General features: G+C 69.2%; 26 protein-coding genes, 1 tRNA gene and 1 pseudogene. 16 read left to right on the top strand and 12 right to left on the bottom strand.

What is annotated here, in order from left to right:
• The first annotated feature begins 33 nt into the window (after positions 1-33).
• The 4 genes from SSP24_RS03320 (at position 34) to SSP24_RS03305 (ending at position 3,045) form a co-directional block, all read left to right on the top strand.
• Entirely contained in the window at positions 34-615 is a 582-nt protein-coding gene (locus SSP24_RS03320) for a helix-turn-helix domain-containing protein (RefSeq protein ID WP_141307222.1), read from the top strand.
• The gene (locus tag SSP24_RS03315) at positions 612-1,160 is read left to right on the top strand and encodes a GNAT family N-acetyltransferase (protein ID WP_141307221.1); all 549 of its coding nucleotides are present in this window, start codon (positions 612-614) and stop codon (positions 1,158-1,160) included. The genes SSP24_RS03320 and SSP24_RS03315 overlap by 4 nt, the downstream gene beginning before the upstream one ends.
• Before the next feature lie 83 nt (positions 1,161-1,243).
• Positions 1,244-1,603 (top strand): MmcQ/YjbR family DNA-binding protein, encoded by a 360-nt coding sequence (locus SSP24_RS03310; RefSeq protein ID WP_167529498.1) that lies wholly within the window; start codon positions 1,244-1,246, stop codon positions 1,601-1,603.
• 116 nt (positions 1,604-1,719) lie between these two features.
• Positions 1,720-3,045 carry an MFS transporter gene (locus SSP24_RS03305; RefSeq protein ID WP_141307219.1) on the top strand — a complete coding sequence of 442 codons (1,326 nt, stop codon included), beginning with the start codon at positions 1,720-1,722 and terminating at the stop codon, positions 3,043-3,045.
• Here SSP24_RS03305 and SSP24_RS03300 read toward each other — a convergent pair.
• Together SSP24_RS03300 and SSP24_RS03295 are read right to left on the bottom strand one after the other, a co-directional pair.
• Positions 3,011-3,931 (bottom strand): transketolase family protein, encoded by a 921-nt coding sequence (locus tag SSP24_RS03300; RefSeq protein WP_141307218.1) that lies wholly within the window; start codon positions 3,929-3,931, stop codon positions 3,011-3,013. The genes SSP24_RS03305 and SSP24_RS03300 overlap by 35 nt on opposite strands.
• A 65-nt stretch (positions 3,932-3,996) precedes the next feature.
• Positions 3,997-4,704, bottom strand: coding sequence for a thiamine pyrophosphate-binding protein (locus SSP24_RS03295; protein WP_141307217.1), 708 nt, complete (start codon positions 4,702-4,704; stop codon positions 3,997-3,999).
• A 145-nt stretch (positions 4,705-4,849) separates the two neighbouring features.
• Between SSP24_RS03295 and SSP24_RS03290 the strand changes: the two genes are divergently transcribed.
• Positions 4,850-4,923: transfer RNA gene (locus SSP24_RS03290), tRNA-Pro, on the top strand.
• A gap of 101 nt (positions 4,924-5,024) precedes the next feature.
• On the opposite strand, the gene SSP24_RS03285 is transcribed toward SSP24_RS03290, so the two are convergent.
• The 6 genes from SSP24_RS03285 to SSP24_RS03255 form a co-directional block, all read right to left on the bottom strand.
• Entirely contained in the window at positions 5,025-6,260 is a 1,236-nt protein-coding gene (locus SSP24_RS03285; RefSeq protein WP_141307216.1) for a PP2C family protein-serine/threonine phosphatase, read from the bottom strand.
• Positions 6,261-6,413: 153 nt separating this feature from the next.
• Complete coding sequence (locus tag SSP24_RS03280; protein ID WP_229864836.1) at positions 6,414-6,620, bottom strand: tyrosine-type recombinase/integrase; 207 nt, start codon at positions 6,618-6,620, stop codon at positions 6,414-6,416.
• Between the two features lie 598 nt (positions 6,621-7,218).
• Entirely contained in the window at positions 7,219-10,161 is a 2,943-nt protein-coding gene (locus SSP24_RS03275; RefSeq protein WP_229864779.1) for a GH59 galactosidase, read from the bottom strand.
• 1,020 nt (positions 10,162-11,181) lie between these two features.
• On the bottom strand, positions 11,182-13,401 hold the full coding sequence (gene katG, locus SSP24_RS03270; protein ID WP_141307214.1) for a catalase/peroxidase HPI: 2,220 nt from the start codon (positions 13,399-13,401) through the stop codon (positions 11,182-11,184).
• A 36-nt stretch (positions 13,402-13,437) separates the two neighbouring features.
• On the bottom strand, positions 13,438-13,872 hold the full coding sequence (locus SSP24_RS03265) for a Fur family transcriptional regulator (RefSeq protein WP_141307213.1): 435 nt from the start codon (positions 13,870-13,872) through the stop codon (positions 13,438-13,440).
• A gap of 317 nt (positions 13,873-14,189) precedes the next feature.
• Positions 14,190-14,609, bottom strand: a complete 420-nt coding sequence (locus SSP24_RS03255; RefSeq protein ID WP_141307212.1) for a TOBE domain-containing protein — start codon at positions 14,607-14,609, stop codon at positions 14,190-14,192.
• A gap of 180 nt (positions 14,610-14,789) precedes the next feature.
• Between SSP24_RS03255 and SSP24_RS03250 the strand changes: the two genes are divergently transcribed.
• Positions 14,790-15,032, top strand: a complete 243-nt coding sequence (locus SSP24_RS03250) for a hypothetical protein (RefSeq protein ID WP_141307211.1) — start codon at positions 14,790-14,792, stop codon at positions 15,030-15,032.
• A 20-nt stretch (positions 15,033-15,052) separates the two neighbouring features.
• Here SSP24_RS03250 and SSP24_RS03245 read toward each other — a convergent pair whose 3' ends face one another.
• Positions 15,053-15,811, bottom strand: coding sequence for a YqjF family protein (locus SSP24_RS03245; protein ID WP_229864780.1), 759 nt, complete (start codon positions 15,809-15,811; stop codon positions 15,053-15,055).
• A gap of 191 nt (positions 15,812-16,002) precedes the next feature.
• Between SSP24_RS03245 and SSP24_RS03240 the strand changes: the two genes are divergently transcribed.
• Together SSP24_RS03240 and SSP24_RS03235 are read left to right on the top strand one after the other, a co-directional pair.
• On the top strand, positions 16,003-16,701 hold the full coding sequence (locus SSP24_RS03240) for a hypothetical protein (protein WP_141307210.1): 699 nt from the start codon (positions 16,003-16,005) through the stop codon (positions 16,699-16,701).
• A 177-nt stretch (positions 16,702-16,878) separates the two neighbouring features.
• Positions 16,879-17,511: a sigma-70 family RNA polymerase sigma factor gene (locus SSP24_RS03235; protein WP_141307209.1), complete on the top strand. Its 633-nt coding sequence runs from the start codon at positions 16,879-16,881 to the stop codon at positions 17,509-17,511.
• 40 nt (positions 17,512-17,551) lie between these two features.
• Here SSP24_RS03235 and SSP24_RS03230 read toward each other — a convergent pair.
• A pseudogene (locus tag SSP24_RS03230) lies at positions 17,552-18,412 on the bottom strand (GTP-binding protein); the annotation flags it as partial.
• Positions 18,413-18,448: 36 nt separating this feature from the next.
• On the opposite strand from SSP24_RS03230, the gene SSP24_RS03225 reads away from it, so the two are divergent.
• Positions 18,449-20,017 (top strand): recombinase family protein, encoded by a 1,569-nt coding sequence (locus SSP24_RS03225; RefSeq protein ID WP_229864781.1) that lies wholly within the window; start codon positions 18,449-18,451, stop codon positions 20,015-20,017.
• 58 nt (positions 20,018-20,075) lie between these two features.
• Here the strand turns inward: SSP24_RS03225 and SSP24_RS03220 are convergent, their stop codons facing one another.
• Together SSP24_RS03220 and SSP24_RS03215 are read right to left on the bottom strand one after the other, a co-directional pair.
• Positions 20,076-20,375, bottom strand: a complete 300-nt coding sequence (locus tag SSP24_RS03220) for a hypothetical protein (protein WP_141307206.1) — start codon at positions 20,373-20,375, stop codon at positions 20,076-20,078.
• Positions 20,376-20,783: 408 nt separating this feature from the next.
• On the bottom strand, positions 20,784-21,617 hold the full coding sequence (locus SSP24_RS03215) for a helix-turn-helix domain-containing protein (RefSeq protein ID WP_141307205.1): 834 nt from the start codon (positions 21,615-21,617) through the stop codon (positions 20,784-20,786).
• A gap of 152 nt (positions 21,618-21,769) precedes the next feature.
• Here SSP24_RS03215 and SSP24_RS03210 point away from each other — a divergent pair, with 152 nt between their 5' ends.
• The 7 genes from SSP24_RS03210 (at position 21,770) to SSP24_RS03190 (ending at position 24,997) form a co-directional block, all read left to right on the top strand.
• The gene (locus tag SSP24_RS03210) at positions 21,770-22,024 is read left to right on the top strand and encodes a helix-turn-helix domain-containing protein (protein ID WP_141307204.1); all 255 of its coding nucleotides are present in this window, start codon (positions 21,770-21,772) and stop codon (positions 22,022-22,024) included.
• The gene (locus tag SSP24_RS42665; protein ID WP_167529497.1) at positions 22,021-22,194 is read left to right on the top strand and encodes a hypothetical protein; all 174 of its coding nucleotides are present in this window, start codon (positions 22,021-22,023) and stop codon (positions 22,192-22,194) included. Before SSP24_RS03210 ends, SSP24_RS42665 begins: the two co-directional genes overlap by 4 nt.
• Positions 22,195-22,283: 89 nt before the next feature.
• A complete protein-coding gene (locus SSP24_RS03205; protein WP_141307203.1) occupies positions 22,284-23,156 on the top strand; it encodes a hypothetical protein in 873 nt (290 codons plus the stop codon).
• Complete coding sequence (locus SSP24_RS03200) at positions 23,153-23,779, top strand: hypothetical protein (RefSeq protein ID WP_141307202.1); 627 nt, start codon at positions 23,153-23,155, stop codon at positions 23,777-23,779. Before SSP24_RS03205 ends, SSP24_RS03200 begins: the two co-directional genes overlap by 4 nt.
• Before the next feature lie 83 nt (positions 23,780-23,862).
• A complete protein-coding gene (locus SSP24_RS42660) occupies positions 23,863-24,297 on the top strand; it encodes a hypothetical protein (RefSeq protein ID WP_167529496.1) in 435 nt (144 codons plus the stop codon).
• A complete protein-coding gene (locus tag SSP24_RS42655) occupies positions 24,294-24,776 on the top strand; it encodes a LuxR C-terminal-related transcriptional regulator (protein ID WP_167529495.1) in 483 nt (160 codons plus the stop codon). The genes SSP24_RS42660 and SSP24_RS42655 overlap by 4 nt, the downstream gene beginning before the upstream one ends.
• Positions 24,773-24,997, top strand: coding sequence for a hypothetical protein (locus tag SSP24_RS03190; protein ID WP_141307200.1), 225 nt, complete (start codon positions 24,773-24,775; stop codon positions 24,995-24,997). Before SSP24_RS42655 ends, SSP24_RS03190 begins: the two co-directional genes overlap by 4 nt.
• Positions 24,998-25,138: the final 141 nt, after the last annotated feature.

The following is a 25,138-nucleotide window of genomic DNA, read 5'->3' as shown; positions in this document are numbered from 1 at the left end:
CTGCCGTCTCATATTCGGGATAGCATCCCGAATATGAGACACGAAGAACCCGACGCCTCGCACGACGTCGACGCCCGGCTCGGCGCGCGGCTGGCCGAACTGCGGGCCGAACGCGGCTGGTCCCTGGGGGAGTTGGCGGAGCGCAGCGGGGTGAGCCGGTCGACGCTGTCCCGTGCGGAGCGGGCGGAGATCAGTCCCACGGCCTCGCTGCTGAACCGGCTGTGCGCCGTGTTCGGGCGCACGATGTCCCAGCTGCTGAGCGAGGTGGAGGGGGAGTCCGCGCTGTTGGTACGGGCGGCCGACCAGCCGGTGTGGGAGGACCGGGCCTCCGGATTCGTACGACGGTCCGTGTCGCCGCCGCACACCGGGATGCGCGGCGAACTCGTCGAGGGGCGGCTCACGGTGGGCGCGGACATCGCGTACGACCGGCCGACGGTGCCCGGTCTGGAGCAGCACATCTGGGTGCTGGAGGGGGCCCTCGCGGTGACCGTGCAGGACGTCGAGCACCGGCTCGACGCCGGGGACTGTCTGCGGTTGCGGGTGTGGGGGACGACGCGGTTCCGGTGCGCCGGTGACGAGGATGTGCGGTACGTGCTGGCGGTGGTGTTGCCGTGACCGTGGTAGCGCTGGACGCCGGTCAAGTGCTGGACCGTGCGGGGGAGTTGGCCGAGCTGCTGGTCGACACGGTCGACGGCGGGGCGTCGGTGGGCTTCCTCGCGCCGCTCGATCGTGCCGAGGCCCTGGCGTGGTGGCAGGGGCGGGTTGCCGGGGTGGCCGCCGGTGAGCTGGCCGTCTGGGCGGCGTACGAGGGGGCGCGGCTGGTCGGCACCGTGAGCCTGGCCTTTCCCGACAAGCCCAACAGTCGGCACCGGGCGGAACTGGTGAAGCTGATGGTGCACCGCGAGGCGCGCGGGCGGGGCCTGGGGCGGCTGCTCCTGGACACCGCCGAGCGGGCGGCCGTCGCGGCCGGTGTCACGCTCCTGCATCTGGACACCGAGACCGACAGTCCGGCCGAGCACCTGTACCGGACGGCGGGCTGGACCCGGCTCGGCGCGATACCCGACTACGCGGCGAGCCCGGCGGGGGTGCTGCGGCCGACGACCATCTACTACAAGCAGGTCGGGGTGGCGGCTGTCGTGGGGGGACTGGCAGGGGGGTGACTGTCAGTGGGACGGGACTGTCAGTGGGACGGGACTGTCAGCGGGACGGCTGACTGTCAGTGGGAGGCGCTACCTTGCGTCTCATGCCGGATGCCGAAGACGTACGCCGAATCGCCCTGTCCCTGCCGGACACGACGGAGAAGATCGCCTGGAGCATGCCCACCTTCCGGGTCGCGGGCAAGATGTTCGCCACGCTGCCGGAGGACGAGACCTCCATCGCCGTGCGCTGCCCCAAGGAGGAGCGCGACGAACTGGTCCTGGCCGAGCCGGAGAAGTTCTGGGTGGCCGATCACGAGGCGCAGTTCGCGTGGGTGCGGGCGCGGCTGGCCGCGCTGGAGGACGAGGACGAGCTGCGGGACATCCTCGCCGACTCGTGGCGGCAGGCCGCGCCGCCCCGATTGCTGGAGGCGCATCCGGAGTTGGGGCTGCCTACCGGGGGGTGAAATTCGCTCCGGGGTTGTCAGTGGGGGGTGGCATGATCCGAACCGGTGGGGCCGTGGCTGCCGGGACGGGGGCCGGTGGGCCTTTGCATGATCGTGGGGGAGGGGAGCGCTGGGGGATGGGCGGGACGTCGGACAACGTTGCCGCGGCGCGTGCGGCGGGCAGGGAGAGCGGGGGCACCACGGGACCCGGACGGCGCGCGCGGGCGGTCTGGTCGCGGGACTTCGGATTGTTCTTCGTCGGACGGGCAGTGGCCCGGCTCGGCGACACCATGCTCCCGGTGGCTCTCGCCGCCGGCCTGCTCCAGCATGGGTACGGCGCCGGGGCGGTCGGCCTCGCCATGGCGGCGACGGCCGGTGCGTTCGCCGGGCTGGTGGTCTTCGGCGGGGTCGTCGCCGACCGGTTCAGCACCCGCAAGCTGATGATCTGGGCCGACCTGGTCCGGCTGGTCACGCAGGCGCTCACAGCCGTCCTGTTCTTCGCGGACCGCGTCGTCCTGTGGGAGATCTGCGCGATCGGCGTCGTCAACGGCGTCGCGAGCGCCGTGTTCCAGCCCGGCGTCGCCAGCATGGTGCCCCGGCTGGCGTCCGACATCCAGGGCGCCAACGGCGCCATACGCATCGCGGAGTCCGCGGCCCAGCTGGCGGGTCCCGCGGTCGCGGGCATGCTGGTCGGCCTCGCGTCGGCGGGCGGCGTCTTCGCGGCGCACGCCGCCACCTACGCAGTCAGCGCCCTGTGTCTGCTGCTGCTCCGGCTGCCGCCGGCGGCCCCGGGCAGCCGTGCCGCCGGACGTGGGGCGAGCGCCTTCAAGGCCGACCTGGTCGAGGGCTGGCGAGAGTTCAGGGCACGCACCTGGCTGTGGGGAGTCATCGCCGTCTGGTGCCTGTACATGATCGCCGTCTTCGGCCCGACCGTGCCGCTGGTGGCGACGGAGGTGGTCCAGGAACACGGCCCGCGCGCCTACGGCCTGATCAACTCCGCCCTCGGCGCCGGCACCGTCGTCGGCGGACTCCTCGCCCTGCGGCTGCGCCCGCGCCGGATGCTGCGGGCCGGGGCGATCGCCCTGTTCGGCTTCGCCGGGTTCCCGGCGACCGTCGGGCTCGGCCTCGATGTGCCGGCGATGGCGGCCGGGGCGGCCGTGGCCGGGGCCGGGATGTCGTTCTGGGGTGTCATGTGGGCGACCAGCGTGCAGACCCAGGTCGAGCCCGGCGTCCTCAACCGCATCCACGCCTACGACGTGGCCGGCTCCCTCGCGATGCTGCCGGTCGGCCAGGCCCTCGCGGGCCCCGCCGCCGCAGCCCTCGGAGCGGACCGTGTGCTCCTCGTCTCCGGCGCGATGAGCTTCGTCGTCGTGATCGCCCTGCTCGCAGTGCCCGCGATACGTGATCTGGTGCGCGTCGACACCCACCTCACGCGCGCACCGGCATCCGTGTCCCCGTCATGAACCCCGAGATCCGCTCCCGCAGCGACCGCGCGTCGAGCCCGTGCGCGGCGACGTGCTCCTCGACCGTGCCGTACCGGCGCAGCTCACGGCGCCCCACACCCAGCCCCAGCACCCGGTGGGGTACGTCGGCGAGGGCGTCGTTCGCGACGGCCGTCGAGGTGCCCGCCAGGTAGGGCTCGACGAGGACGATGTCCGCACCGGCCGTCGCCGTGGCCCGGCGCAGGGCGGCCGCGTCGAAGGGCCGTACGGTCGCCGCGTACAGCACGGTGACGTCGAGGCCGGTCGTGGCGTCGAGCACCGCGTCGAGCATGGGCCCCACAGCGACGACCACGCCGGAGCGCCCCTCGCGGACGGTGTGGAAGCGCGCTCCGTCGACGGGGAGGGCCTGGGCGTTCGACTGCACGGACAGCCGGACGTACACCTTGTCGTCGCCCGCGGCCACCGCGTGCCGCAGCAGCGTCTCGGCTTCATCCGGGTGGCCGGGCACGTGCACGGTCCAGCCGTCGAGAGTGTCGAGCAGCGCCACGTCGCCGGGAGCCATGTGCGTGTAACCGCCCGCCGGCCAGTCGAAGGACGCGGCGGCGCTCACCAGCACCGCGCCCACGCCCTGGTGTCCGAGGTCGAGCTTGACCTGCTCGAAGGGCCGCTCCACCAGGAAGCTGGCGAAGGTGTGCACGATGGGCCGCATGCCGGTCAGCGCCAGCCCCGAAGCCGCCCCGATCAGGAGCTGCTCGCGGATGCCGACATTGATCACCCGGTCGGGATGGCGGCGCCGGGCCTCGACGAAGCCGGCCGCGCCGATCTCGGCGAGGACGACGGCGACGCGGGGATCCTCGTCGAGCAGCCGCAGGGCGACGGGGGCGAAGCGGTCACGCATGGTGTCCATGACGGTGGGTTTCCTTGCTTCAGACTTGGATGGCACTCGGGCTTGGTTGCCACTCGGATTGGATGTCACTCGGACTTGGGTTCGACCTGGGCGACGACCGCGTGCGGGCGGCCCGGATGCGGCGCGGTGAAGGCGGCGTACAGGGCCTCGTGATCGCGGCCGTCGACCGTCACGGTGGACCAGCCCGCCGCCTCGAACCGGGCGGCGATGCCACCGGGCCGGGCATGGCTGGCGGATGCGTTGTCGATGACGACGGTGTGCAGCCGCTCCAGCCCGGCGGGCCCGGCGAAGGCGATGGCCTCGTGATTGCTGCCCTCGTCCAGCTCGGCGTCCCCGATCAGCACCCACACCCGCGGCTCGTGCAGCCCCTGGGCGCGCAGCCCCAGCGCCGTACCGACGCCGATCGGCAGCCCGTGCCCCAGCGAACCGCTGCCGATCTCCACGCCCGGCACCAGCATTCGGTCGGGGTGGTGGCCGAGCGGCGAGTCGTAGGCGCCGAAGCCCGGCAGCCAGTCCACGGGCACGAAGCCCTTGGCGGCCAGGACGGCGTAGTACGCCATCGGACCGTGCCCCTTGGACAGCAGGAACCGGTCCCGCTCGGGATCCTCCAGCCGCTCCGGGCCGATCCGCAGCACCCGGTCGTGGAGCACCCACAGCACGTCGAGCGTGGATGTCGCCGCGGGGCTGTGCTTCTCGTCGCCGGTCATGAGCGCCATCAGGCGCGGCAGGTCGGCGTATCCGTACGTGCGCTCGTGTTGCTCGGTGATCGTCATGCAGACGATCATTCAACCTCAATCAAACTTGAGGTCAAGTGTCGCTGGCCCAGGTACGGCCACAAACCGGTGCGCGACCACCGACCCGAGTGCGGTATTGTTTCCATGCGCGTTCGCCCGGGGGAAACCCCAGGTCAGCCCGCACCGGGACGTGGCGCAGCTTGGTAGCGCACTTGACTGGGGGTCAAGGGGTCGCAGGTTCAAATCCTGTCGTCCCGACTACTACAGGACTACGTAGTCGCAGGTCAGGGCCTTGGATCACATGATGTGAGACGAGGCCCTTGATCATTTCTGAGCGCGTGTCTCACAATTTCTCACGGTCACAGACGGACGACGACGAGGGCGATGTCGTCCTGGCTGCCGCCGGCGACGCCTAGGTGGACCAGCAGTCCGTCGGCGAGTTCTTCCACTGGGAGGGTGCCGTACTGGGCAAGGGCATCGGTCAGCCGGGCCAGCCCCATGTCGATGTCTTCGCCGCGCCGTTCAATGAGCCCGTCAGTGTAAAGCACGAGGGTGTCCCCCGGGGTATAGGACAGTCCGGCCTGAGGGCGCGGAACATGCTCGGGACGGGCGCCCAACGGCGGGTCGGTGGCCAGGTCCAGCAGCTGCCAACTGCCGTCTGGACGAACCAACACCGGCGGAGGGTGACCGGCGTTGCTGTAGATGATCAGTCGGCTACGCGGGTCGATAAGCACCTTGACCACGGTGGTACCCAGCGCGCCATCGACCGCCCTGGCATACAGACCCAGTACCTCCAAGGCCTGCGCGGGGCTTGGAACGGCCCGAATGGCTGCGCTCAGAGCACTGCGCAGCATGCCCATAATGGCGGCGGCCTCAAGGCCGTGGCCGACAACGTCCCCGACGGCGATGGAGCAGCGGTCGGGCGGCAGATCGACGACGTCGTACCAGTCGCCGCACACGTTGAGTGACCCAAAGGCAGGCAAATAGCGCACAGCGATGTCCCGATGCCGGTCCAAGTCGGGCGAGCGGAGCATGACCTCCTGCAAGGCGACGGCGATTTCACGTTCGCGGGCATGCGCTTGACGTAGCTGCTCGTTCAGTTGCTCCAGATCGTGCGACCGGGCATACACCAGGGCGGCGATTCCTGTTGCCTGCGTGCTCAGCGGCGGAGTGAGCTCACGAATGGCGGGAGAATGCATGAACTCGGTGACATCGTCGGCCCGCGCAATGATCCACTTCACCGTGCCATCCGGCCCCAGGACAGGGCTGGCCATCCCGCACCACCACCGCTCCTCGAGTTCACCTGAGCAGTCGGCAACGGGAATGTCGAATCGCTTCGGTGCCACCACATCGGGCTCACGGGACTCCAGCACGCGCTGGAGTGAGGCGCCGAAGTCACGCGCCGCGGCTGGCGCGGCAGGAGTGTCCGGGAACGCGGCCAAGATGTGTTGCCCAACCAGTTCTTCGCGGGTCCCGCCGGTGACCTGGAGGTATGCCCGATTGGCATAGCGGATCACCAGGTCGGCGTCCAGCACCAGATACGGGTTCGGCGCGGCGTCGAACAGCTCCTCGAAATCGATCTCCGCTGTCGTCACGCGCGTGCCCTGCCGATCTCTACGAGCGCGACCGCTTTCATCTCCAACCTACGAGCTATCCACCAGGTGCGCCCACCGAGACGACTACCGGTGACCGGCGAGCTTGCTCACGTCCTCTTCCGAGCAGCTCGCTCAGCTTCTCCGAGCCGGCCTTCAGACACTCGAGACGACCGTGTCGGGGACGCCGTTGTTGGCCATCCAGGACAGGCAAGCATGCCGTGCGTCGTGGAGACGGACTCGACATACGCCTGCTGCCTCCATCAGCTTCTGCGCCTCACGCCGAAGCTTGTCTGTCTTGAACGGGTGGCCGAGCTCGTCAAGGACGACGTAGCCAGAGTCCTCATAGACCGCGTTTGAGATCTGACATGGGACGATCGGTTGGTGACTCGACTCGTGAACCGTGACCGCTCCCTTGAGGAACTTGAGCGCGAAGTGGCGATCCCTTCAGCAGTGCGGACGAGGCGGGAAAAGTGGTGTGTGGGACACGCTGATGCACTGGCATGGCCTTCTGGCATGTCACCACGGCCGACGGTCGGCGCCTGTCCCTGCGTGAACTGCGCAATCAGGCCCAACAGCACGGACGACTCCCAGCATTCCCTGGACCTCAGAAGTCGAGGCGTGTTCCTACGGGTTCCGCCCGAATCGTCGAGCCCATGACGCCGTTGCCGAGACGTGGTACCGAACGGATCGGCGAGGGCAGGGGGCACGGCGTCCCCGTAACGGAAGCCCCGTGTGATCGCGCTGTCCTCGTCGGGGGCGGGGATCGCGACGACCCCGCGCGCGGCGCCCGGGTCGAATGTGAGCCCTGTCGGTCTCAGGTCCGCCCAGGTCTGGTTGCGCGGCCACCGTTCCTCGTGCACCGGGGCAGCCTGCCCACCAGAGCCGCGCTTGCGGGACCGGCACTTGCTTTGGCGGACCAGGTGGGGGCGGCGCGGCCCCCACCTGTCGCCGTGGCCGGTTACCGCGCGCTACCGGCCTTGCGCACCAGCCCGTCGTACGCCTTGTCGAGTCTGTCGGTGATCTGCTCGACGCCGATGGTGTCGAGTCCCTTCTGCCCGGACACCGCGGCCTTGGCGGCCGAGAATGCGGGGGCGAACAGGGCCCAGGAGTCGGGCGTGTAGTCGTCCCGTGCCGGACTTCCGATCTCGTCGAGGGCGGTGCGGATCGGCGTCGTGTCGACGGTACCGTCCACGTCACCGGAGATGGCGTTGAACGCGTCGAGAACGATCTTGCCTGATTTGAGCACGAACCTGGCCGTGTGCTTGCCCTCGGGCAGGCCACGCAGCGCGTACGTCGCGAGACGCTTGTCGGTGGTGGCCGTCTTCGCGTCCTTCACCATCAACTTGCCGTCGATGTAGACGTCGAGAACGGCGCTGCCGTCGTTGCCGCCGATGACGTCGATGCCGGTGCCGGTGAAGGGGACGGTGAAGGAGGCGCCGGCGGTCGTGCTCGTCGACGTCGAGCGGTACCAGTCCATCGCGTCGCCGAGTGAGGCCCTCCTGCTCCAGGTGCCCTCGTAGGCGATCGAGCTGTCCATGCTGTCGAGTTGCGCGCTCGCGTAGGGCGTGTACCCGTCGATCTTCTCGACCTTCAGGTTGTCGAACGCGACCTTGTGGAAGTCGCTGCCGAGCTTGACGCGGCCTTCGGTCTGCGGAGTCGGGTCCTGGTACGTGGAGACGGCTTCACCGTCGATGTACGTCGTGATCGTCGCGCCCTTCGCCTCGATGGCGAGGCGGTAGGTGTCGGACGCTGCGACCGTTCCAGCGCTGACGGCCTTGCCGTACTCGTAGAAGGTCCATGCGCCGTTCGGGCCGATGCGCACGTTGTAGGCGGCGTCGCTGATCGCCATGCCCTTCTGCTGGCGGACGCCGAGGGCGGCGAGTCCGCCGTCCGGGTCCGGGAACGAGACATCGACCGTGGCCTTGTAGTTCTCCCAGCGGAAGTCGCCGACCGTCGTGTTCGGGGTGTTGCGGTTCCAGGCGCCGGTCTCCTTCATGGATTGGTCCATGTACTGGTACAGCACGTTGTCGCCGCTCGCGTCCTTGCCGACTTCCCAGGCGCCGGTCTGGTCGACCATGTAGCGGGGCTGGTTGCCGCGCGAGGCCAGGTAGGGCAGGGACACCTTGCGCGTGCCATTGCCCGTGCCGACCCGGACTTTGCCCTCCTCCTCGTACCCGAAGTCGTCGGCGTACAGGATCTTGTCGCGGGTGTTGTGCTTCTTGCCGGACGCGTCGGTGTCCAGCACCGTACGGTTCCCGGACTCGGGCAGGCGCTGCCGCGTCGCCTTGTCGTGGCTCCTGTCGAGCGTGGTGAAGGTGACGATCGAGCGCGGCTTGACCGTGTAGACGTAGTAACCGTCGCCGTCGGGGCGGATCTGGGCTGCGAGGTGCTTGAAGTTGGCGTCGTAGGCCTGTCCGGCGTCCGCCGCGCGGGTCTCCCAGACCTCCATGGTGGGATCGCCGCCCAGGTTCATGTTCTCGGCCTTGATCCGGTAGGTCTTGGACTGGTCGCTGTCGTTGACGGCGATGGTGGAGAAGTCCTTCTTGGCCGGGTCGGCGAGGGTCATGTAACTGGGTGCGCCGTTCGAGCCGTCGACGTTCTCGGTGCCGCTCACGCCGCTGTAGCTCGCCTCGGGCACGGTGCGCCAGATGCCGGCCGTGTTGGTGTCGTTCTCCCAGCCGGTCTTCGCGAACTGGGTGAAGTGCTGCATCACATACACCGCGGCGTCGTAGTGGAGCTGCCCCGACCACGGGTCGCGGGCGCTGACCAGCTCCTTGTGGCTGTACTGAGCGCCCTCGTAGAAGGACCCGAGCGCCGGCTGGAAGATGTAGTGCGTCCGCTTGGAGTTGGCGTAGCTCTTCACGGAGCGGTTGGCGAGGTCGAGGGCGCTCTGCACGCCACCGATGCCGGTGCTCGCGCCGCCTGGGCCCTCGGTGTTGTTGACCCGGTAGTCCGTCCAGCCGAAGGAGCCGACGCCCTCGCTGTACCAGACCTCCTTGTCCTGGCCGTACACGTTGTCACCCGTCGCCAGCTTCGTGTACGGCCGGTACGTGGCACTGTCGGGAGTGCCGTCCAGCCGGTCGTCGGTGGTGTAGTGGTAGCCCACCGCGTCGACCATGCCGAAGAGTTCGGCGTCCGTGAGCAGGGCGGGGCCGATGTTCTTCGTGGTGTTCTCGTCCGAGGCGGTGATCCTGATGTCGTGGTACGCCTTCGCGGCCGCCTTCTGCTGACGAGGCGTCAGTCCGTAGCGTGGGTCGGCGAAGTCCGTGTCGTTCACCAGCGCGTTCTTGTACCACTTGACGAAGGAGATGTCGGGGTTGCGCGTCTCGTTGGTGTCCGGATTGACGTAGTCGACCATATAGCCGTACTTCTCGTAGGCGTCGAGGATCGTCTCCTTGTACCACTTGTACATCTCGTCGGTGCCGGTGCCCTTGTTCCACTCGGTCTGGACCCACTGGGGCATCACCCAGCGGAGAATCGAGACCTTGAGCCTCGGGTTGACCGTCTTGGCGTCGGCGGCCAGCTGGAAACCGGGAGAACGGGAGGCGTCGGCGAGTTCGTCCGCCGTGCGCATGGTCGCCGGATCGGAACCGGTCGACGTGTTCGTGTCCGAACCCATCTCGATCTTGACGTGGTTGATCAGCGGGTTCTTTCCGCCGAACAGGGTCCTGATGAGCTGCCAGTACCGGGCGGGATGCTCCGCCTTGTAGTCCATCAGCAGGTTGCTCGTGCTGTTGCAGCTGAGCACTCCGAGGCCCTTGTAGGTCAAGCCGTTCACGTTGTCGGCGCGGACGTCGTCCCCGTTGACCACGACCTCCACGGGATCGTCCGCGGTGTGGGCGGCGGGGGCGGCGATCACACCCGCCGTCAGCGCGAGGGTGGTCGCCGCGGCAAGCGACACCCATCCGGGTCTTCTCCGTGTCCCCATCCGGCCTCGACTCCTTCGCTGTTCGGTATGCCGAAAGCTGTTCGCGAATCCGGAGGGGACCGTAGGTGGTAAGCGTTTTCTACGTCAATCCCCTTGCAGTCCTTATGTATTGGCGACCGGAGGAGCACCGCCGGTCGGGGCGGTGGCTACGCCGGAGCAGGTGTCCGGAGCGCCTCAGCAGGACGCGTCGCGGGCTGCCTCGCACGCCGCTCGGGGGCTCCGCAACTGGGGGTCAAGGGGTCGCAGGTTCACATCCTGTCGTCCCGACACGGTGATGGGGCTGACTGCCCAGGTCACCTTTAATGGCATTCTGCTTCAGATTAAGCCGCACAATTACGAGACGTCTGGGGAACGGCATGACGTCTCTTCAAGACATTCCTGATGGCCTAACCCATCCAGCGCACCACTGCTAGCAATGGTCGCCTAGCCTCGGACACCATGAGTTCATGGTGTCTGACGAAGCCGGCACTCGTCCTCCGTCGCGCGAGCGTCCTCGAAAGCGATTTGATGTCGCCCATTCATGGACGAACACGATCGCGGGGCTCGCCGCTCTCTCGCTGTCGGTCTTCAACTTCATTCTGCTTGAGCAGGATCCCGACGTCGACCCGCGCTGTCCACGAGGCTGGAGACGCAAAGAGTCGAGGTAATCACGCAAGCCAAGCTCAAGATGGAACGCGTGGATGGTAACGGTACAAAACCTGTTTTCTTCTGGGATGACCGGCTCATTCTCATATGACGCGAGAACAAAAGATCTGACCTACCAGCGAGTCGCCGACCCAAGCCCGCTAGGCCAGTGGACGTGAGCCCCTCACGAACCGCTTCTGTGTCGTGATCTCAAAGGAAGCTGCGGCTGTTTTCTAGCGCGTCCAAGGAGGCTGCTGCGACCAAGCGGTGTTACATCCTGTCCCCGGTCTGAGGCATTGCGGAATCCGAAGACAGAGGCCGTCCAAGCCAGCCTCTTTCGGGGCTGGCTTGGACGGCCTCAGGTCAGTCTCAGACCAGGTCGAACCGGTCGAGGTTCATGACCTTGTCCCATGCGGCGACGAAGTCCTTCACGAACTTCTCCTTCGCGTCGTCGCTCGCGTACACCTCCGCCAGCGCGCGCAGCTCGGAGTTCGAGCCGAAGACGAGGTCGGCGCGGGTGCCGGTCCACTTGACCTCGCCCGTGGCGGCGTCGAGGCCCTCGAACGTGGTCTGGTCCTCGGACGTCGACTTCCACGTCGTACCCAGGTCGAGGAGGTTGACGAAGAAGTCGTTCGTCAGCTTGCCGGGGTTCTCGGTGAGGACGCCGTGCTTCGACTGCTGCTGGTTGGCGCCCAGGACGCGCAGGCCACCGACGAGCACCGTCATCTCGGGGGCGCTCAGCGTCAGCAGGTTCGCCCGGTCCAGCAGCAGGTACTCGGCGGGAAGGCGGTTGCCCTTGCCGAGGTAGTTGCGGAAGCCGTCCGCGGTCGGCTCAAGCGCGGCGAACGACTCGACGTCGGTGTGCTCCTCCGTCGCGTCGACCCGGCCCGGGGTGAAGGGCACCTCGATGTCGTAGCCGGCGTCCTTGGCGGCCTTCTCCACGCCCACGCAGCCGCCGAGCACGATCAGGTCGGCCAGGGAGACCTTCTTGGCGGAGCCCGCGTTGAACTCCTGCTGGATGTTCTCCAGGGTGCGCAGGACCGTGGCGAGCTGGTCGGGGTCGTTGACCTCCCAGCCGCGCTGCGGCTCCAGGCGGATCCTGGCGCCGTTGGCGCCGCCGCGCTTGTCGCTGCCGCGGAACGTCGAGGCCGACGCCCACGCCGTGCCGACCAGCTGCGAGACGGTCAGGTCCGAGTCGAGCAGCTTGGCCTTGAGGGCCGCGATCTCCTCGGCGCCGATGACCTCGCCCTCCGCCTCGGGCAGCGGGTCCTGCCACAGCAGGGTCTCCTCCGGGACCTCCGGGCCGAGGTAGTGCGACTTCGGGCCCATGTCACGGTGGGTCAGCTTGTACCAGGCCCGGGCGAAGGCGTCCGCGAATTCCTCCGGGTTCTCGTAGAACCGGCGGGAGATCGGCTCGTAGATCGGGTCGAAGCGCAGCGACAGGTCGGTGGTGAGCATCATCGGGCGGTGCTTCTTCGACGGGTCGTGCGCGTCCGGGACGATCTCCGGGGCGTCCTTGGCCACCCACTGGTGGGCGCCGGCCGGGCTCTGGGTGAGCTCGTACTCGTACTCGAAGAGGTTCTTGAAGAACCCGTTGCTCCACTGGGTTGGGGTCGTGGTCCAGGTGACCTCCAGACCCGAGGTGATGGCGTCCGCGCCCTTGCCGGTGCCGAAGGTGCTCTTCCAGCCCAGGCCCTGCTCCTCCATGGAGGCGGCCTCGGGGTCGTTGCCGACGTGGTCCGCCGGGCCGGCGCCGTGGGTCTTGCCGAAGGTGTGGCCACCGGCGATGAGGGCGACGGTCTCCTCGTCGTTCATCGCCATCCGGCGGAACGTCTCACGGATGTCGCGGGCCGCGGCCAGCGGGTCCGGGTTGCCGTTCGGGCCCTCCGGGTTGACGTAGATGAGGCCCATCTGGACCGCGCCGAGGGGGTTCTCCAGCTCGCGGTCGCCGCTGTAGCGCTGGTCGTCCAGCCAGGTGGTCTCGGGGCCCCAGTAGACGTCCTCCTCCGGCTCCCAGACGTCCTCGCGGCCACCGCCGAAGCCGAAGGTCTGGAAGCCCATCTGCTCCAGGGCGACGTTGCCGGTGAGGATCATCAGGTCGGCCCAGGAGATGCTCTGGCCGTACTTCTTCTTGACCGGCCACAGCAGACGGCGGGCCTTGTCGAGGTTGCCGTTGTCCGGCCAGCTGTTGAGCGGGGCGAAGCGCTGCTGGCCGGCGCCGGCACCGCCGCGGCCGTCGCTGATGCGGTAGGTGCCCGCGCTGTGCCAGGCCATACGGATCATCAGCGGGCCGTAGTTGCCGAAGTCGGCGGGCCACCAGTCCTGCGAGGTCGTGAGCACCTCGGCGATGTCCCGTTTCACGGCCGCGAGGTCCAGTGCCTTGAACGCCTCGGCGTAGTCGAACTCCTCACCGAGCGGGTTGGTCACAGGAGGGTTCTTGGCGAGGATCTTCAGGTTGAGGCGCTCCGGCCACCACTGGCGGTTGCCACCGCCCTGCGTGGGGTGCGGGGCGCGCCCGTGCGCGACCGGGCAGCCTCCTGTGCCCTCCGTCTTGGGGTCAGTGACGATTGCATCAGGGTTCTCAGCCATGCCAATCCTTCTTCCGGACGGTGTGGATCACGGTGCTCAGGAACTGCGGGTGGAACAGTCGGGGCACAGGCCCCAGTAGATGACCTCGGCCTCGTCGATCGAGAAGCCGTGGTCGTCGGACGCGGTCAGACAGGGAGCCTCGCCGGCGGCGCAGTCGACGTCGGTGACCGTGCCGCAGGACCGGCACACCAGGTGGTGGTGGTTGTCGCCGACACGCCCCTCGTAGCGGGCGGGGCTGCCGGCCGGTTCGATCCGGCGGACGAGTCCCGCCGCGGTCAGGGCGTGCAGGGCCTCGTACACCGCTTGCAGGGAAATGTGGCCCACGCGATCGCGCACCCCGGAGGCGATCGCCTCGACGCCCAGGTGGTCACCCTCCCGGACGGTTTCGAGCAGTGCGACGCGGGCGGCCGTCACCCGCAGGCCGGCACCGCGCAGCTCATCGGCGGTGGTCGGGTTCTGGGATGCGGTCATGGCGGAGAACCTATCGCGATAAACACGAACGGTTCAAGAAAACGAAGGGTTAAATCGGGAGCCGTGTCAGACGACGTCCGAGAAGAAGGCGCTCACCCGGGTACGCGACCGGGTCAACGCCCAACGGTGGGGCTGCCGACGGTCCACGTCGACAAGCCGTACACACGCGTTCCTCCGGGTCGGCGACGAGGACGACCTCACCGCGCTCGGCCGTCAGGAGGCCTGGGAGGAGTCGAAGGGGCGCGCGGAACCGCTCGGCCCACACGTCGGCGGCCCCGCGCTACGGCTCCCCGACGAGTACGACACCACGGCCGGCGTCACCCCGCCGCGAGGGACACCTCCGTCGCCTTGATCAGGGCGACGACGGGGGCGCCGGGGGCGAGTCCCAGGTCGTCGACGGCGTCCTTGGTGATCGCGGACGTCAGCTCGCCGCCCTCCACCGCGACCTTGACGGAGGCCATCGCGCCGCCCGTCCCGACCCCCAGCACCGTGCCGGGCAGCCTGTTGCGGATGGACAGTCCGTCCACCGTGCCGGTGGTGAGGGCGACCTCCGTGGACTTGATGAGGGCGCGTACGGCGGACCCCTCCGCCAGCCCCAGCTCCCGTACCGCGTCCACGGTGATCGCCGCGGTGATGTCCTGCCCGCCGTCGAGACGGACCGCGACGGTAGCCATGACCTCGCCGGGGGTGATGGCGGTGACGGTGCCGGGCAGCTGGTTGCGGATGCTCAGGGCCATGGTGAAACACCTCAAAGGGGGAGAAATGGTGCTCGCTGCGCGCCCTACCGTAGCCGGGCCGCCCCGCAGTGTGATCGGCCCCACACCGGCGGCGCGGAACTCCGCCCGTCCCGCATCCGACTCCTGGACCGGCACGGCGCGAACCGAGTGACGCCGTGCGACGCGATCAGGAGACCGGTGATGGACGACTCCCGACCACCCGCCCCCGGCGCCACCAGGGCGCTCCGGGACCTGCTGCCCCCACCTGCCCTCGGCGGATTCCTCTTGCTGCTCGCTGTCGTCTTCGGGGTGTCGTACGCCGTCGGATCCGCCGTCGGCCCGGACACCCCGGGCGTACAGCGCACCGACCCCGGCACGAGCGACGCGGAAACCGCCACCAGCACCGGCACTCACGGCGACCATCCCGAAGGCCACGCCCCATGACCACCCAGTCGGCGCCCGTCCTAGCCCTGCCGACGCGCAGGGCGGCCGAAGCGCACCGCCACCCCCGGTGAGTACAGGACACTCGCCGGTTCGCCGACAGGTGCGGGCAGGCCTGCCGCGGCGATCAGGTTCTCTTCGCACTTGAGGAGTTCGGCGCGATGCAGGGGCCAGCGCGAGTGGGTGTTCGGGAGGTGGACGGGGCGGCCGAGGGCGGTGGTGGGCATGCCCCAGCGGGCGGTCAGGAAGTGTTCGAGCTCGGTGGGCTCGGCGATGCGCTCGCCGACCCGCAGGGTGATCCTGCTGTACGCGCCCCGGGGGCCGGGCAGCCGCCGGGTGCTGGTGTAGGTGAGGACGGTGTCCGCGCGGGTCACGGCCATCTTCGACCAGGCGTAGGGGAGCCGGAACGCCGACCGGCCGATCGCCACCGGCAGCAGACGGGAGGCGTCCATCGAGCGGAAGACCACGCCGCGCCGGCCGTGGCTGTCGACCGAGTAGAGCCGGACGTTGGTCTCCGGAAAGCTCCCCAGATACGGCACGCCGGGCAGCCGCAACCAGCCGACCCGGTGCATCCGGAACGCCACCAGACCGACGTACGTCACCCCGCCCAAGGTGTCCGGCACGCACCCGGACGGCAGCAGCGGCGCCACGTCCTCGGGATCGGCGGCCCAGTGCAGGAAGGCCAGATCGAGCCACGACTGGGTGAGCAGGGGGCGCGGCGTGGAACCGGGCGGATCGACCGTTATCGGCTCCGGGTCGGGGGCGGGCACGGGGAGGGGCACGAGTCGAGCATGCCAGAGGGGGAGCGGGGCCAGGGAGTACGTCTTCGCCATCAGTGGTCGGCCCACAGGCCGTGCGGGTTCCGGCATATGCGTGTGGTCTGTATCACAGGTCGCGGATTGAGTCACCGGCACCACCCATTTTCGTACCCACCGTTGACGACCGGGCGCCGGATGCAAGGATGAGGGCCGTCATGACTGTTGGGTGGTGCTCTCGCACGGTTCGGGCCGCGGTGTTCGCGGCCGTCTGTGTGCTGCTCGCCGCCCTGGGACACGTACTGATGTCCGGCCATCATGTGCCCTGGTGGGCACTCGCCACCGGCGCCGCCGTGACCGGTGCCGCGGGCTGGGGACTGGCCGGCCGGGAACGCGGGCTGCCGTTGATCGTGACCGTCGTGGTCACCGCCCAGACGGCACTGCACTCCGCCTTCTCCGTCGCCCAGTCGGCGACCGCGGGGCAGGACGCGGTCCACACGCACACGGGTGCTATGGGCCACGACATGTCGGCGATGCCCATGGGTGCCGCGCACATGTCGTCGATGCCCATGGGCTCGACGCACACGCATTCCATGGACGCCATGGATCTCGGCCCCACAGGGGGCATGAGCTCAGTCATGGACGGCTCGTCCTCGTTCGGCATGCTCGCCGCCCACTTGCTGGCCGCGCTGCTGTGCGGCCTGTGGCTGGCACACGGCGAGCGCGCCGCGTTCCGCATTCTGCGGGCCGTGGCCGGATGGCTGGCGGCACCGCTGCGACTGCCGCTCACCGTGCCCGCCCCGCCGCACCGCCCGCGCCCGCGCCCACGGCGCCGCGAGTCGGCGCGGTCACCGCGACGGCTCCTCCTCGTCCACGCGATCACCTCTCGGGGTCCGCCCCTGGGGAGCGCTGTCTGACGACAGCCGGTAACCCGAGGCAGCCGTACGCGCCTCGGGCCACGGTCGTACGCCCGCGCAGGCATCCGACGCCGCGCAGGACGCCGTACGGCCGACTCCCCCACGCACCGGATCACGGACCGCACGCGCGCCCGCGCGCCACCGGTCGGGATCCCGGATGACCGAGAAGGACACCAGGTGATCACTCCTGCCCTGCCCGCCCCACGCGAGAGAACCGAGGACCACGAGAAAGCCGAGGAGCACGAGAACGCCGACGACTCGATCACGGCCTGGGCGCTGGCCGCCCGCGGCGGTGACCCGGACGCCGTCGACCACTTCGTCCGCGCCCTGCACCGCGATGTCCTGCGCTACGTCGCTCATCTGTGCGCCGACCCGCAGGCCGTCGACGACCTGGCGCAGGACACGTTCCTGCGGGCGCTCGGCAGCCTGCACCGGTTCGAGGGCCGTTCCTCCGCGCGGGCCTGGCTGCTGTCGATCGCGCGGCGCGCGGTGATCGACAGCTATCGGTACGCCGCCACCCGGCCGCGCCTGAGCGACGTACCGGACTGGCGGCTGGCCGTGGAACTGGCCCAGCCGCGCGACCTGCCCGGTTTCGACGACGGGATCGCCCTGCTCGACCTGCTGGCCGCCCTGCCCGAGGAGCGCCGGGAGGCTTTCATCCTCACCCAGCTGCTCGGGCTGCCGTACGCGGAGGCCGCCGCACTGAGCGACTGCCCGGTCGGCACGGTCCGGTCCCGGGTGAACCGGGCCCGCGCCACGCTCGTCGACCTGCTCGCGGCGGCGGACGAGCCGGCGGTGCTGGTCGCCTGACCGACGGGAGGGTGCCGGTTCCGACCGGCACCCTCGGGTCTCAGATCCCCGCCGCCGTGGGGAGTTCGTGCGCGCAGGTGTCGTCGATGCCGTAGGTGTCCCAGGCCGGGAACGGGTCGTCGGACGATAGTGCCTCGCCCTCGCGCAGCAGACAGGCGGCCAGCGCGGCGTGCAGGGCGTTGGGCTTCAGCTCCGTGCCGATGAAGACCAGTTCCTGGGCGTACGGGGCGTCGTGGTCGCGGGCGGCGGACGGTTCGAAGCGGGCGACGGAGCCCGCCTGCGACCACAGGCCCGTCACCTGCGGGCGGCTGGCCAGCGTGAAGAAGCCCTTGGAGCGCAGCACGCGCCCGTGGTCGCCACCGTCCAGCTCCTTGGTCACGAAGGTCCACAACCGGCCGGGGTGGAAGGGCAGTTCCGAGCGGAAGACGGTGGAGGAGATGCCGTACTCCTCGGTCTCCGGAACATGGTCGCCGTTCAGTTCCCGGACCCAGCCCGGCGCCTGCTGGGCGCGGTCCAGGTCGAACAGGCCGGTGTCCAGGACCTCGTGCAGGTCCACGCGGGCGTGTGTGGCGGGGACGACGCGGGCGGCCGGGTTGAGCCGCGTCAGGGTCGCCCGCAGCCGGTCGGCGGTGGCGGCGTCGACGAGGTCGAGCTTGTTCAGCACGATGACGTCCGCGAACTCGACCTGGTCGATCAGCAGATCGCTGACGGTGCGTTCGTCGTCCTCGTACTGGTCGAGGCCGCGCTCCACCAGTTCGTCGCCACTGTCCAGCTCGGCCTGGAAGTTGGCGGCGTCGACCACGGTGACCATGGTGTCGAGGCGGGCGAGGTCGCCGAGCGTGGCGCCGTCGTCGCGGGCGAAGGCGAAGGTGGCGGCCACGGGCATCGGCTCCCAGATACCTTGCCTAAGCCCACAACTATGCTGTGAACTCAGCTCGTGACACATCAGCCGAATGGCGGGCGCCTGGTCGCGCGCGAGTATCGCCGCCTGTCCGACGCCAAGGGCGGCACGAGTATCGAAGACCAGGGCAGCGACAACACCACAGCGGCCGACGAGAACGACTGGGATCTCCACGGCGAGCCGTACATCGACGAAGGCCTGAGTGCATCTCGCTACGCGCGGAAGCGACGAGACGACTTCGACCAGTTGGTGGCCGACCTGAGCAGCGGACCGACGGGGCGTGAGAGCCGGTTCGGAGCGGACATCCTGATGCTTTGGGAGAGCTCGCGTGGCTCTCGCCGAGTGGGTGAGTGGGTCTCCTTCATCGAGCTCTGCGAGGAGAAGAGCGTCAAGATCTGGGTCACGACGCACGAGCGGCTGTACAACCCCGCCAACGGCCGTGACCGCAAGGCACTGATCGACGACGCCAACGACTCGGAGTACGAGTCGTACAAGACCCACAAGCGCGTCAGCCGTACCGCAGCCAACCAGGCCAGGAAGGGCAGGCCGTACGGCGAGGCGCCGTACGGGCTCATGCCGGTCTACGACGCGGCCACGGGCAAGCTCGTGAACTGGACTGAGGATCCGCTGCGGTCGATCGTGCCGAGGGAGCTGTTCCGGCTGCTGGAGCGGCGGATACCCATGGCCGAGATCGAGCGAAGATTCGAAAGGCGTGGATACCGGAACCGGTCGGGACGGCCTTTCACCCATGCCCATCTTGCGGACATGGCGCGGCGCCACTCGTACACCGGCCTGCGCTACTACAAAGGCGTAGCCTACGAGGCCATTTGGGACGGAATCGTGCCGAGGAAGCGCTTTTGGAACGTGCAGCGCTTCCTCGACACCCCAGGGCGGGCCACATACAAGGGCGGAGGCACCCAGTACGAGCTGACCGCCGGCCTGCGGTGCAGTCGCTGCGGCGCCCACTTCCGCGTCGAGAAACACGAAGGCCCTAAGGCCAGGGCCAATAGGAAGCCTGGCTACAAGTGCACTAACAACTGCCTGAACATCGAAAAGAAGCCCGTCGACGAGCTGATCATCGGCAAGCCCGGAGATCTGGGCGTGCTGTTGTCGTACCTCGCTCGCGACGACATATACGAGGTGCTGCGGGCGCCCGGCAGCGACGACGCCACCGTACGGCAGGTGCAGGCCCAGCTGGCGACGGCCCGGGCTGAGCGGGACGAGATGAGGCAGGCCAAGGGCTCCAACATGGCCCAGGTCCTGGTGCTGGCGAATTCCCTCGCGGCCAAAGAGCAGGAGGTTGCCGAGTTGGAGGCGCGGGAGCGGGAACTGACCCTGCCGTCTTCCATCCTCAGCGTCATCAAGCCCGGGGCCGACGTCTGGACGTCCTGGCACGAAGCGTCGATCCCCGCTCGCCGCGACGCCGTACGACTCATCCTCGCTCCGCGGTATCTCGGCTACCCCTACATCCTTCCCAGCCCTCGTACTGGGCCCAACCAGCCCATCGCCGAACGCATCGTGTGGCGACACGTTGAGGGGCCCATCCCCGCGCTCGCCAAGGTCCCGCCAAAGGGAGTCGAAGACGCCGGCGCCCACGGCGAGTAGCAGCGGCACGCCGGCCCGAGCCCGGCTCCCAGCTGACGGCCAGGAGCCGGGCGGAACGTTACGCCAGCACCAGCGGTGCACCGGGCGCCGTGAGGAGCGGCGCCGGGCTGGCGACGGCCGGCAGAGGTCGGCGGCCAAACCAGCACTGGATCCACAGCCCGTCGCCGACGAGGCGCAACAGCAGATCGTTCATGTTGTTCTGCGCCTGCCTCGTGCACTCGTCCTCGTCGACGAGCCAGACGATGCTGCCGTCCTCCTCGACGCCGACGACGACACGGCCGGACGGCAGCATGCAGCCCGGCACACGCTCCCAGCGGGAGACGGCCAGCATGAGGCCCTGGGCCGAGCGTCTCCTCATGTCATCAGTGGTCCATCTCTGCCGCCAGGAGCCGTGCACGATCTGATGCATGGACATGCGAGTGAACCCGTCGGCGAGCCGTCGACTGCAGTGACCGGGTGCGAAGAGGACTGCAGCCTGCCCCCCTGGCTGGTCCTGGATATCAACGGTGCGGCCGTCCGGGATCTCGCCGCGTGCTGCGATCCGGTACTGCACCTGTATGTGTGGCCTGTAGGACAATTCGTCCCCCCTGTACAGCGCGCCACCACTGTTACAGAAGTGGCTGCGCGGACCTGTGATGCCTTCCGCCGCCACGCGGGGCACCATCTTGCACAGGACAACCACTTTTCGCCACACAATCTTCACAGTCTGTTATGGCCAGCCTCTCAACTGCGGTTATGTTGTGCTGAGTTGAGATTTAGGAAGTTTTCAGCCATCACGCCGTTGTGGCGACTTGCGGTACAGGCGCATCAGTTCCTGCATCTTCGCGGCGTCCTCGGTGTTCAGTTCGCCCTCCGCCAGGCCGCGGACCTGATCGTCATCGCTCCATACCGTATGGACGTTCGTGAACTGGGCGCCGGCCGCGTCCTGTACCTCGGCGGGATCCAGATGCAGAACGGCAACCAGTGCATCCAGCTGCGGGTACTCCGGATACTCGCTCGGGTCCAGCGCTGCCCGCTCCAGGCGGTCCAGCCAGTCGGCCTCGACCAGGCGCTCCCCGCTACCGGGGTCGACCGTGGCGGCCGCCACCGCCTCCAAACTCATCCCCATCTCGGCGCGACGCACGCGCACCAGGTCGGAGAGGTCCGTAGACCGGGTCTCGGAGGGTGCCGTCTCCTCGAGGTCCCGACGCACGAGCCGCATCACCTCATCGACGCCTTCAGGGGTCACGCCGAGTTCCTTCGCCGACGAGCGCACGACGCGCCGCAGAGCCTCACGCGCAAGGAAGATTGACTCCGACGGCTTGGCATCCCACGTGCCACCGGCGGTGGGTGAAAGATTCGGAGCGTCCTGCGCTGGCGTATCGAGAGGATCGGGCTCCTTTTCGGCGGCGATCGCCTCACGGGCGCCGGGACCCCAAAGCAACGCGCGCTCGAGGGATCGCTCTGTCAGTGGCGCGACGGGATGTCCATGCCGCCAGCGATTCAGGGTCTGATGTGTCACCCCTGCCTCTTTGAAGACCTGCATCCACTTCTTGCCGAGCTCGACGCGCCGCGCCTCTGTGGCGGCAAGAAGGCGATCAGCAGCCTCGCGCATGTCCATGTCCTCAGGTTAGCCGTCCTGTGAATCAGAGTGAACCTAACTGATCTTGAGTGCCGAACTGTGCAGCGGTCTGAATCCTCTCCTGTTGACTAGAGTGAAAAACACTGAACCAATCCCCTTGACTGTGAAGAACTGTTGACTAAAGTGAAGGCATGAAGTCAGCACTCTTCAATGCGGACGAGGTGAAGCGCCGCCTCTACCTGCAGGGGATGCATGGGCAGCAGCTCGCCGAGGCCGTAGGCGTCAGCAAGACGTCGATCTCGTACTACCTGAGCGGCCAGCGCAAGCCGTCTGCCCCGGTGTTCCTGCGGATCTGCAGGGCGCTCGGGGCTGAGCCCGAGGAGCTCTACGTCAGCGCCGACGCTCCCGACTCGAAGCTCACCCCACGTTCGGGGAGCGCGGCGTGACGCGTGAGGAGCGGCGGATCTACATCAGCAAGATCGTCGATGCCGCCCCGCCGCTTTCCGCAGAGGACGCTGACCTGCTGCGCGCTCTCATCCCGATGGGCGGCCGCCTTGCCGCCGAGCGCGCTGGCGCACGTCCACAACCGGCCACCGCCCGTAGGGCAGCCGCCTGATCGCACAAAGCGGGGCCGCGCCCGGCTCGACCCCGGTGCACGACCCCTCGGCACATCCACACCCAAACCTCTCACCAGGAGTGGAGACCGTGAACGCATCATCCCAGACCCCGCCTGGGGCACTCCCCACGGAGACCTCGTCGCCGCCGCTGCAGGCCGCGTTCGCCACCTTCGGCGTCGCGCTTCCCGTCCCCGCGGGCTCCCCGGCCGCGCCGGCGCCGGTGAGTCCGGACGCCAGCCCGGCCGAGGCCGTCACCGCGGTCGTCGCCGCGGAGATGGCGAAAGACAAGCCCGTCACCCCCCGCGACATTGCGACCGCCGAGATGGAAGCCGGGATCGTGTTCGACCCGGCCCGCTTCAAGATGGCGGTGGACGCGGCCCGAGAGCAGGCCCGCGCCGAATACTCCGCCGAACTCGCCGAGCGCGGTGACCAGCTGGCGGTCATGACCGACTTCAAGCACCGCCTCGACCGCGTCATGCGCGCGATCGAGGGGCGGCCGGACAACGACACCATGCTCGTCCGCGAGATCCTCGCCGCCGTCCACGGCACTGCCCCGTACGCCGACGTCCCCATGACGCTGGCCTGGACCCGCAGCGTCGATGTCCCCGAGCAGGGTGCGGAGGATCAGCGGGCCGTGGTGGACTGCGTGACCGCGCACGGCGGCCGCGCCCACCTCGTCCTCACCCGCGACGAGCGACAGGCCCTCGCCTCTCTCCTCGACGCGGAGATCGTCCGGGACATCCACGCCCCGTGCCCCCACTCGAAGGCCTGCGGCCTGACGGACGACGAGATCGACGCCGCCTACCCGAAGCTGTTCGGCTGGTCCCGCGTCTTCATCGTCGGTCTCGACGAGCCCGGCCGCTGGTACTGCACCCCGGCCTGCGTCTCCCGTGCGCTCGCCCGCGCCGGCGAGAAGCTCGCCGAGGCCGACAACCGCGCCGAACTGGACGGTGGACTGTGACGACTGTTCAGGACACCTACCTCGGCTGGGAGCAGCCGGAGCATCTCCCGACCTGCGAGCGCGCCCAGTGGCTGGTCGACTTCCGCACCGGCGAGGGCGAGTTCCGCGAGCGGTTCAGCGGCGACGCGCACAAGTGCCCGAACGACGTGTGCGGGCACGGCGACTGGTACGAGCGCACCACGGTGCGGATCGTGTGCCCGTCGTGCCAGGTCGCGTTCGTCTTCCGCGGTGAGGGCGACATCAACAGCGGCACGCTGGCGAATACCACGCACGGCTACGGCCTGCCGCCCCGGCGGGTGGCCGGGCTGCTGCTGTGGCCCGGCGAGCCCTTCCTGAACTTCGGCCGCATGTCCAGTGACGAGCCGTACGACTTCCTCGTCACCCGCCCCGGCGTACAGCGCGTCACCCGCGCGGACGTCGTCGGCGCGATCATGCAGACGCGTGGTCGGCGCGGCGGCATCACGTGGACCGCCGCCGTCGAGCCGCGCGACTCCAAGTACTCGCCGGGCCAGATCGACTGGGCCCGCGACAGCGGCGACACGGCGCTGCGGTCGGTGACGGCGGCCGCGAAGTGGATCGGCGCCCAGCTCCCGCCGACCGCGTCGGGTGGTGAGTGCCGGTGAGCGCCCGAGAGTCGAACCTGCGCGAGGCTGGCGGGCTCGGTCCGCGGTCTGGGAAGTGCACCCGCGACGGCAGCCAGCCGTCCGTGGGCGAAGCCACCCAGCCCACCCCGGTCTTCCCGCACCTGCGGTACGGCGATGCCGTCCACGCCGCGCTCACTGCGTCCGGCCTCTCCCCGGATGTCATGGATGCCGGGGTGCGCACCGAGGAGCAGGGCGCCCAGCGGGAGCTGTTCCTCACGGTGTCCTGGCTGAGGGAGAACCCGGACCTGCAGGACCCGGTCGGGCTGGACCTGTTCTGGTCTCACCTGACGGGCTGGGGCGCCCGGATCGGCGACGACGTCGTCCTCCTGGACGTCCACGAGCTCGCCACGCCGGAGCTCCTGGTCGACGCCGCCCGGCACCTGACCGAGCACCGCATGGCCCGCGACTGGCTGCCTCCGTTCCACGCCCTGTGGGAGGGCGCTGGGCCTCTCAACACCGCCCTGGACCACTTCGACGAGCAGGGGGTGACGTGGTGACCGCGGCCCTCACCGACAAGGCCATCGCGCAGATCCGCCGGGCGGCCCTGGTCCGTCCCCGGCCGCCGTACCCCGGGCAGGAGTGGCGGCCGCGCACGGAGGCCGAGCAGCACCTGCTGCGCGAGGGCTACCGCCTGGACCGCGTGCGGCAGGTACTGCTGGAGGAAATCGGACGGCTGCGCCAGGCGGCCTCGCTGACCCCGCGTGCCGAGGTCATTGCGGCCGCGGCCCGCAAGGCCGAGCGGCTGCGGGACTGTCCGCTGACACAGGGCCAGCTCGGCGTCATCGCCGCTGCCGCCGCCGGTGAGTCCGCGGAAGAGACAGCGCAGCGGTTGTGCCTGTCGTACGACACGATCCGCTCGCAGCGCCAGCGCGCGGTGTCACGGCTCGACGCCCGCAACATCGCGCACGCCGTAGCCCTGTGCACCGCCGCCGGATGGATCACCGCCGCGCAGATCACGGGAGGTGTCGCCCCGTGACGTGGTTACTGGCTCTCGGCATTGCCATGGCGGTCGTGTTTGCGGCCGCGGTGATCGCCGACCGCGTCAGCCGCCGACCGCTGCCGCCGATCGGCCAGCCCGTCCGCGCGAGCGCGCCGCCGCTGCCGGCGTCCCGGCTGCCTGCCCGCATCCACTTCGACCTGTCCCGCGCCCGCCAGGCCCGTGCCGAGCGCGGCCGCCACCGCCGACCGGAGGTGTAGCAATGCCGTCCCGCAGCGACGCAATCGCCGCCGTGCTGCGCCGTCCCCTGCTGAACCGCCCTGTCCTCGCGCACGAGTTGCGTGAGCGGCTGGTGCAGGGGCTCGGCCCCGCGTCCATCGGTCGCGGAGTGGACGGCGACC

Source organism: Streptomyces spinoverrucosus (assembly GCF_006539505.1).
In the GTDB taxonomy this organism is placed as follows: Bacteria; Actinomycetota; Actinomycetes; order Streptomycetales; family Streptomycetaceae; genus Streptomyces; species Streptomyces spinoverrucosus.
Note: the sequence above shows the minus strand (reverse complement) of the source record. Positions and strands in the feature narration are given on the sequence as shown.